8 protein-coding genes are annotated in these 8932 nt (G+C 37.2%); 2 read left to right on the top strand and 6 right to left on the bottom strand.

The features are described from left to right. Positions 1–1187: 1187 nt before the first annotated feature. From A9Y75_RS25465 to A9Y75_RS27050, 6 genes are all read right to left on the bottom strand, one after another. On the bottom strand, positions 1188–1871 hold the full coding sequence (locus tag A9Y75_RS25465) for a hypothetical protein (RefSeq protein ID WP_071192641.1): 684 nt from the start codon (positions 1869–1871) through the stop codon (positions 1188–1190). Between the two features lie 70 nt (positions 1872–1941). Further along, a complete protein-coding gene (locus tag A9Y75_RS25470; protein WP_071192643.1) occupies positions 1942–5394 on the bottom strand; it encodes a plasmid replication protein, CyRepA1 family in 3453 nt (1150 codons plus the stop codon). Positions 5395–5708: 314 nt separating this feature from the next. After that, positions 5709–5864: a hypothetical protein gene (locus A9Y75_RS28910; RefSeq protein WP_177176296.1), complete on the bottom strand. Its 156-nt coding sequence runs from the start codon at positions 5862–5864 to the stop codon at positions 5709–5711. Between the two features lie 646 nt (positions 5865–6510). Continuing rightward, on the bottom strand, positions 6511–6753 hold the full coding sequence (locus A9Y75_RS25475; RefSeq protein WP_071192645.1) for a hypothetical protein: 243 nt from the start codon (positions 6751–6753) through the stop codon (positions 6511–6513). Then, positions 6746–6940: a hypothetical protein gene (locus tag A9Y75_RS25480; RefSeq protein WP_071192646.1), complete on the bottom strand. Its 195-nt coding sequence runs from the start codon at positions 6938–6940 to the stop codon at positions 6746–6748. The genes A9Y75_RS25475 and A9Y75_RS25480 overlap by 8 nt, the downstream gene beginning before the upstream one ends. A gap of 74 nt (positions 6941–7014) precedes the next feature. Then, positions 7015–7185, bottom strand: coding sequence for a hypothetical protein (locus tag A9Y75_RS27050; protein WP_236721534.1), 171 nt, complete (start codon positions 7183–7185; stop codon positions 7015–7017). 295 nt (positions 7186–7480) lie between these two features. Between A9Y75_RS27050 and A9Y75_RS25485 the strand changes: the two genes are divergently transcribed. Together A9Y75_RS25485 and A9Y75_RS25490 are read left to right on the top strand one after the other, a co-directional pair. Continuing rightward, a complete protein-coding gene (locus tag A9Y75_RS25485; protein WP_236721533.1) occupies positions 7481–7957 on the top strand; it encodes a hypothetical protein in 477 nt (158 codons plus the stop codon). A 4-nt stretch (positions 7958–7961) separates the two neighbouring features. After that, the gene (locus A9Y75_RS25490) at positions 7962–8717 is read left to right on the top strand and encodes a hypothetical protein (protein ID WP_071192648.1); all 756 of its coding nucleotides are present in this window, start codon (positions 7962–7964) and stop codon (positions 8715–8717) included. Positions 8718–8932: the final 215 nt, after the last annotated feature.

Here is an 8932-nt window from a genome sequence, read left to right on the forward strand (position 1 = left end):
TGACTCACTCAGCAATGATTTTTTGAATCAAAATAGGTGTAGAGTGTTTTAAACCAGCAAAAAACATATCAATTGTCCATTTCATGCCCACAGCGTCCCCACTTTTGACCCAAACTAAATTTTAAGCAATTATACTTACTCAATGAATTACGATAAAACTACTTTTGAAGTACAAACCAGTGGGGGTTGAGATGGGATGTAGTGGAGTTGGATACAGGACAGGGGGATAGATAGGGGTTTAGCGATTTGACCCCAAGCTACCCCAAGAAAATATATTTTAATTTTTCAAAACCTTTGCTTGGGGAAGCTATCGCTGTGGGTGCAGTTTGGATAAACGCCACTATAACGCATGCACAAAACATGGCTTGCGTCTCACCGTGAATCAATTTTAGTACGTAATCTTGTATGATTAATCACAGCATTACTTAAGATGGTTCAAATCATTGTCTAGCAAGGGTTTCAAGGTACTTTTCAGGTGCTAAAAAAGGTCAAATAATCTGTTGCCCAACTTTGCCCAACTTTGCCTACACTTGCCTACACTTGAGCAATGTTGGACACACATTTTCAACCAAAAACCTCAGTATAGTTGTTTTGTACTACCAAGAATGTCTGTAAATTGCCTACACTTGCCCAGTTTTGCCCAATTTTGCCCACAATTTGACATGATTTTTAAAATAAGCAATTATACTTATTAATTTGTATTTTGAAACCTACTTTTGTAGAAGGACAGAATTGGCTAGGATTGGCTAGGATTGGCTAGGATTGGCTAGGATTGGCTAGGATTGGTCACACCTTTTTAACCAAAAAAGTCTTTTTAGTTGATTTGTACTACTAACAAAGCCGTAAATTGACTAGGAATGGCTGGGATTGGCTAGGATTGGCTACATCTGAAAAATGAGCAATTACACCTAGCATTTTGTATTTTATACACTACTTTTGTAGTGTATAGCGATATCGCTGTACTGCTACTGAACAAGCAAGCTACACAGTCTCATAGAAAATGCAGGTGTAGACTATCACCCTTGGGCATTGGCACTCTCCAACAATTGCAACGTTGCAATACTCGGTTTTACTAGGGACGATTTTGTATAGTTCGTTTGCTTTAATCAAAGTCAAAATTTTTGAGAAAATTTTCTAGACTTAAACCACGCATTAAATCAATCATCTCCTGAGTACGTAACCCATGCTTAAGAGCATTCTTTTTTGACCTTTCCTTTCCCTCTGGGGTTTTTGCTCCGGTGCTGTGTTCCCAAGGTTTCCATTTCTGGATCTGCTGTCGTTGACGTTCTCTGGCTTCTAAACTCCACCGGGGCATCGTTCCCTTCCTCCAATCGTTGTTTAAGTTGTTCCTGTTCTACTTGTAGCTGGTTAAGCTGCTGATTTACGTAGGTTTTAATGAATTGGCTGGGTTTTTTGGGGTTTTTCAGTTCGTGCAGCAACGAGATACATTTACGCATTTCAGCTTGACACTTAAGGCTTAATTCTGCGAGTTCATTAGGAATATGAGGTAATGCTGTCAGCACTTCTGAAGAATCATACCCAGCTAAAGCTTTATTCATGAAATGGGTTGATAGGGAGTTGAGCATAGCTATCTGACTGTGAAGGATAACTTCAATGCTGCTAAAGTCCCCATCCTTGGTTTTTTGGGCTTGTTCTAAGACTCCATCAGCGATCGCTTTTATAGTTGCTGCATCCAGTTGACTTTTACCAACTTTAGCCATGACTTGAGCTTGACTAAATCCTGGTGTAGCAAAGTGTTTTAGATGAGATTTATCCTCGCTGACATTGACACCTGAGTTTTTTAGTTTGGTGACTGAATCACGTTTCTGCTTTTCTGCCATGAGTTTTTCGAGCGAATCTGTCAATCCCATATAGTTTTTAAATTCGATTCTTACGGTAATTGCAGGTATCACGGATGTACCCTATAACCACACCCTAAAACTAACAAATAGAAATATAAGATTCATTGCAAATAAACCTATCCATCCCGTTCCAAAGGGTAACAGCAGCTTTATAAGTCCCGTTGGATAGTCTCTCAACCGTCCTAACCACACCCCCCACCCATTCCCCAACCCAAACAAAACAATTTTGTGGGGTGTTTGGAGGGTTTTCTGTGTCCGTCGTTATATCTATGTCCGGTTGATTAATTATCTTATTATTACTACTCGCGGACATTTGGTAACATAATGATACATTTTCTGTTGGTGATTGGTAACATCTTGATACTTTTTCTGTGGACATTAGATCCCGTTCTAACCAACCCGCAAATATTTGATTACGCAAGTCGTCACCACCAATACAAACTATTTTGTAAACCCGTTCGCGTTTACCAGTTTCTTGGTTTATCACACCCCTACTCACTTCTGAGGTATCGTGTCCTATAAGTTTTAATACCCGTTTAAGTATGGTTATATCGCTTGTGTTGTTGGTAATTGTTATACCTAAATGATTTTTAGTTGCAAATGTATCAACTCGTAATTTATCGGCGATCGCTTTTACTTTTGGGTGTGAGTTAAATAATTCATCACCACTGGTAATTATTTCCTCAACCTCTAAATGTTCTAAAATTTTAACTTTAGATCCATACTGAGTTTTGTTAAAGTCGGGCTGATAAGCTGCTTTAGATTGTTTGATTTTTTCACCTGCTTTTTTATCCTTAGCAGTTACAAAATTACGCCCCAAAGTTAGATAATAATGCAGTAGAATTTTGCCATAAAATCCGTCATCATCTAGTGCTAACAATTCCTTAGTAACTTCTCCATATTGCTGTTTAGTCTTATACTTACGTTCTTTACGCCGTTCCTGCTGAGTTTTGTGCTTTTGATTTGATAACTTTTCATAATCAATATCCGTCATATTAGTAATATCTTCATTTTCAGTATCTTCTAATTCTTGATTGTAGTTAATATCTCTATTTTCCTTAATTTCTGCTTTGATGGTTTCATCATCCTCTTGGGCTGATTTATTATTAATAATATGCCCCTCACCTGCTAAATTCTGCAAGATAATATTACGGTAATCACTCTTGGCAGCATTCACTCGACAAGCTATTTTTGCATAGGTTGTAGTGAATATAGAGTAAGTTTCTAACTCTGTTTCATCAATACTCATTCCTGCTAAATTTAGTTGGTTGATATGTGCATTGAATTGTTTATGATTACTTGCTAATAATGATTTGATATTGCTTGAACCGTTCCCATATTGAGTTAGTCCACATTTTGCTATCCAAATATGACGGGGGATATTTTCTCTTACCCGTGCTAAAGATTGTCTGACTGAGTTTTCAGTCATAACACCTTGAAAACATCCCCACACACTTGTAAAATGTCCCTTAAAATCAATACTTACACCTGTAGAAACAGATGGTGATGTGATGACAATATCATAATCCTTAACAACATCATTGATTACTGAAATACAACCATAAGCAGGATGAGTAGGATCTGCTATGGTTTCACTGTCAATCCTTAATATTTTCTTACCTGGAAATAAGCTTGATAATTTAGCAGTCATTTTTCTAGAAAAATAAGTTTCTAAATTTTTAGTGCTATATTTCCCTTTTGTTTTTTGACTATCAACTGCTATATATACCCGTTCATCATTTTCTATAGCTTTGCATAAAGCAGCTATAAAATTAGTGGGATTACTTTCGTCGTAGTTGGTAATATACCATTGGTTCTCACTCCAATTATTAACAATAATATGGGGTGTTTGTTTGTAATTTAAAAAATGAATTATCGCAGTTTGAACATTATCAAATGATTGTTGTAAGTTGTTTTTCAACTTAATCTTATTTGCTATGTGTTCAATTTCATCATATCTAAGATAAATTCCCATGTATTCAGATAATTCTCTGATTAACTCCTGTTTTAGATAACTACTGTTAGCTGTTTGTCTGTTGTTAAATAATTCTTCAAACCCGGAGGGAATATCAGTTAATTTGATAGGTTTAATATTTCCCAATTCAGTTACAAAGTCAACAGCTACATTAGTTAAATCTGCATCTAAACCTATAATTAATCTGGCATTTTTTACTAAGATAGTTAGCTGATTAAATATTTCTGTTCTATGCTTTTTGACTTCTGTAGATGAGTTTAAAAGATGTTCTGTAACTTGTTCAATTTCATCAGCAACTACTACGCAGTTTTTAAAGCTATCTGCATTAAATCGCGCTTGACTGGTAGGATGTAGGCTGTCAGCACATAATCCATAACCTAGTAAATCACCTGTTTCTGAGTTTCTAATTTCTGTCACAAAAGGTAATCCTAACCGATTACAAATAGCTTCTCCTAGTTGTACTCTATGAGTAAGCACGATAACGGGTATTCCCAATTGGTTATACAAATCAACAATCTTTATTAATGATTCAGTTTTACCCGTTCCTTTTGGTGACTTAATCAACAAATATTTAATCAATTCTGGAATATCAATATCCCCTAAATATTTTTGATTTAGGTTAACAGCTACTTTGTAGGTTAAGCAGTTAAAATTATAAACCAAAAATTGATTAAGAGTCAGGGAATTAGCAATAATTTTAATTACAGCATCCATACCATGCTTAACTAAAACGTCATCAATTCCCTTTTCTTTAAATTCCCATTTACAGACTTTAGTAGTGCATCCTTTCGATGACAATAAATAGCTGTATTGACAAATTGCGTTTTTAACATTTTCAACTGTTTTAGGCTTTTCATCATTGTCAAAACAGATATTAAAATGCCTACCTTCATTAGCAAAGTGTTCTAAATCGGGAATGAGGTAATTAGGGCCAGTTCTAACTTTAACTTTTTTCCCATTCTCGAAAGTATAATAACCGTCGTATGAGTACCCATTGTTTATTCCTGGTAAGCCTATGGCTACAATTCCACAGGAGAGTAAAGCGGCCGCTTTTTTAGCACCCTCAGTAATGGTGATGGGTATTTGGGGATGATCCTTAACCCACTGGCAAAATGATTGATATTTGTCAATTGGGATGTTGTAGCGATCGCTAATTAGTACCCATACATGAGCAGGAACATCTAGGAAAAATGCACGGGTAGCAGTGCCGGGGGGATGCTCATACTTTATTATTTTCCCAGTTTCATGGTCACGCCTTGGAGAATCTGGTTTAAAACATCCCCAGCCCATTTCTGAGTAGTTGTTTAACGGGTCAACACCTGAACACCACCACCCACCATTAAGGGTGTGAGCATATCGCTTAAATAGTTTGCTTACTTCTGACGTTACATATTGACTGCTATGGGGTGTCTGTTTCCCGTCCCCCAGCTTGGCGATCGCATCTTCCAATAGATATTGGTGTGTGATGTCACCTTCTAGAGATTTGAAGTTTAGAGCGATAATGCCAGGGTCAATCCCACTATTTAGTAATTCTTGATTGTGAAGAGGTCTAATCATGCCCACACCTCCTGTAGTTGCAAGAGATATGGTGTCTCAATATTTTTGGTGAAGGTTACAAAAATACTGAGGAAATATGCTATTATTGGGCAATATGAAAATTCTTGGTATGAAGCTCTTGAAACATTTTTCAAGAGGTAGTGATCTAAAAGTGCCGGGTAGTTTAATATGGAAATATTAAACCCCCATGAAAATATCGTCATGGTAGTTGCTTAATTGATGTCCAGTCCTTTGCTTAGATAGTTTTCTCAGGACGTAGCTAAGTGAAAAAGACTGGGTGAATTTCTAGATAAAAACCAAAACTCCCAGGTTGCCTATGCAGCTTGGGAGTTTTGGTTTAAGTAGTCATGGATGAACTTACGTACCAGTTGATACGTAGTCGTCCCATCGGCTTGTGCCAGTTCCCTGAATTTTTTCTCATCAGTTGGGGTTAACCGAGTTCTTACTAGAATTTTGGGTTTTTCGGTCATATTAGTTTCTCGTAAGGTGATCCCAGTCTAACAGATAAAACTATAGTTGCGATCGCTCATTCCCAAAAAAAGTACATTTTTACTGGGTACTCTAGTTTTCCACAATTCCCCACGGTGAGTATCGAGATGTCAGGGGAATATAGGGGAATTCTGCCTGACATATACCAGAATGTAAAACGACGGTGTGCAATCTTGTTTGTCAACTACTTGAAAGCACTTGTCAAGCACTTCTTGTATGGCAAAAAAATGGCTCTAACTATCGTTATCTAACGATAGTGTTAGTACAAAATAGATAATTGTATGGCAATTGGCACTAATAAAATTCTTCAATCTATGCCCATAGATTAAAAATAGGGTGTACGCTCGACACCGGATTTAGTGGGATTGACGGGACTAACTGGGATGACTAACTGGTAGCACCAAAGTCGAAATAAATGACCTGAGTGTTTAACCCATTTGTCGCAAAACTAATTACTTTATCACAACATGGCTAAATGTATAAGGTTGACTTCTTTAAAATTTACGGATTGACTTTTTACGGAAAAATCTCCCAACGACATTTTTAAAAACGCCGGGGGGATTGGTGCGATCGCCTCACCCAAGTATGCAAAAAGACCGCAAAACAACCGCAAACCCAATCGCACCTTTAATCAGTCACAGTCTTGACGGTAAAGCCTTTGCTACATTTTTGAATCAAAAACCATCTTTTTGACTCTTTATCTAATGCTGGCAAGATGCGGAAATTAAAAACATCTGCCCAATCTTCGATACCGTGGCTATTGGCAAACTCTACTTCTAGCTCTTTAAACCGTTCCCAATCACGGTCTGAAATAGCAGCAAACATGGGCATTACTGCACTTAGGGGGATTTGGGTTGCTGTTTCAGTCATAAGTAATATCCTCAAAAATACAAACTATCGGCAAAACACCCTCTTGAGTGTCAATTATTTCGATTAGTCGCCTACCTGTGTTTTTAGCAATTCGTTTGCAATATTCTTCAGATGCGGCTATAGACCAATCTCTTGTTTCCGTAATTGGGTCAAATTTACCCTTGGAACGTTTGATGTCATCTGTCATGTTTACTGTTGTAGGCGATACCTGCGGACTTAGCGTTGCGATTCCTACGGAGCGCTTCGCTATCGCACTTTGGGTTAATTACTCGGTTTTTGTAATTCGATTTTCTTCATTTCTCTAATACCCGACTCTATTAGATACGCTGCTAGGTTGGCCGTTGATCTTCCTTCTTTGTTAGCGATATCCTCTAAATCCTTAAATACTGAGTCTGGTAGGGTAACTGTAAACCGTTTTGACATAATTTGCATAAGTTATCTACCAAAATAATACTACTAGAATTAAATAATAATCGAGAATCATACAATTGTAATCTCAGGAGATGTTGTCAGCATTAAAAATAGTGCTATTATAGAAGTGTGGAGACAGGTTATGTAATGTCGCTGCATCCTTATAAGTCTTGTGAGCAAAGGATAGTGAGTATTTTACATAGCTTGTCAAGGCAACACAATAACGCATATTTCCTGGTAGTGGAGACAGTCCCACCCTAAATATGCAAGATGGAAAGCTTCTATATAGCTGATGGAACAATTATCCACGCTATATATGCAAAAACTTGATACAGAATATTTACTCACTACAGATATGGAGAATACTCGAATTATCTATGAAACATTGGCAGGTAAACGAGTGAGTGATAGTCACTGGACAAAGACTAAAAAACTCATGAATGCTTGTGAATTACCGATGGACAAAGACGGCTTTAGCGTCTTGATCAATCTTAGAAAAGTATCCCCTCGGTATTTTTCAAAGTATGTCGAAATCAAAGACGAATTAACCAATTTGGGTAGGGAACTTTTGCCAGCGATAGGTCTAGGAATATCTGGTAAACAGTTCTTAGAACTAATTGAAAGATTGCAAATAAACCCTAACCAAGGAACAGTATCACGGTGGTTTAAATCAGTTGGTGGTTTCAAGTCTAAGGGTGTTTATTCAAAGCAAACAATACTCCCAATCATTGCTACTGCTTTGATTTATAAATCTAAGGATCAATCATCCAAGTTAAACAAAATAGGAGCGTAAGAACATGACTAAATTATTAAATACTGTAGCTACTCGTATCCAAACCAGACTATCTAGAAAGGGCGTGAAAGTTGCACTAGGAGTCATTAAGGATCGTCTCACTGAAGTTGTGAGTGATATTGAAAAAATTACCGATGTAGAAGTAAACCAAGTGACAGAACATTTTATTAGTAACGCCACACAGCTAACAGTAATTGGTGAGGATTTAGAACCCGAATTAGAACCAACTACTACAAAACAGGAAATATTTACTAGTGAAGTAGACACAAGTATACAACCTGTATACAACCATCAAGACGATATCTATACAACTGGTATAGACAATATAGAGGGTAATAATTCCTACCCAATTACAGCTGATCAAGATACTGAAGAATCAGCCCTAACCACTGCCACCAAACCAGAATTAGTATCTACCACTGCTCAAAGTATGGGAATAGTCCTAGACGTTGGGGAGATATCCTTAATAGCTGAAAACGTTGGACAATCCACCGATTCTTTAGATCAAGATATTGATGCTATCAAATCAGCAATCATGGCTTTTGTGAAGCATAAAGCAGCTATCAGCCAGCAAAAAATAAACAACATGATCAGCGAAGTGAGAGAAGTTGTTAGTACCAACAATACTCAAAATTCCCAACAATTAACAGATGGTTTAAGGCAGATTAACAGCGATATTCAGGAGGGGAATAAGCAGTTTAAAAGCAACGTCAGGACAGCACTTAAAGCCTTTGCAATACCAGCTATCAAAGCCGGATAAAGGGGTAGTAATCAGTTTTAATCCTGTTACCGTTGCTTCTACTCTATTGCTAATAATTACCCTGGTATCCGGCTTAGTTTTATTCGATTCAATACGGTTTAACACCAGGGTAGTTAAACCAAGTCATAGATATTTCGTTGACCCTAACTCATACCTGGATGTAACACGATGAACCAACCAACAAAGTTACAAAAACCAACCAAACTAAAGAACCA

It is taken from the genome of Trichormus sp. NMC-1, from assembly GCF_001858025.1.
Lineage (GTDB): Bacteria > Cyanobacteriota > Cyanobacteriia > Cyanobacteriales > Nostocaceae > Anabaena.

Bases quoted from the DNA above. Each gene is read 5' to 3' on its own strand.
- A9Y75_RS25490 (WP_071192648.1), top strand. From the start codon at position 7,962: ATGACTAAATTATTAAATACTGTAGCTACTCGTATCCAAACCAGACTA.
- A9Y75_RS25480 (WP_071192646.1), bottom strand. From the start codon at position 6,940: ATGACAGATGACATCAAACGTTCCAAGGGTAAATTTGACCCAATTACG.
- A9Y75_RS25470 (WP_071192643.1), bottom strand. From the start codon at position 5,394: ATGATTAGACCTCTTCACAATCAAGAATTACTAAATAGTGGGATTGAC.
- A9Y75_RS25465 (WP_071192641.1), bottom strand. From the start codon at position 1,871: ATGGGATTGACAGATTCGCTCGAAAAACTCATGGCAGAAAAGCAGAAA.
- A9Y75_RS27050 (WP_236721534.1), bottom strand. From the start codon at position 7,185: ATGCAAATTATGTCAAAACGGTTTACAGTTACCCTACCAGACTCAGTA.
- A9Y75_RS28910 (WP_177176296.1), bottom strand. From the start codon at position 5,864: ATGACCGAAAAACCCAAAATTCTAGTAAGAACTCGGTTAACCCCAACT.
- A9Y75_RS25475 (WP_071192645.1), bottom strand. From the start codon at position 6,753: ATGACTGAAACAGCAACCCAAATCCCCCTAAGTGCAGTAATGCCCATG.
- A9Y75_RS25485 (WP_236721533.1), top strand. From the start codon at position 7,481: ATGCAAAAACTTGATACAGAATATTTACTCACTACAGATATGGAGAAT.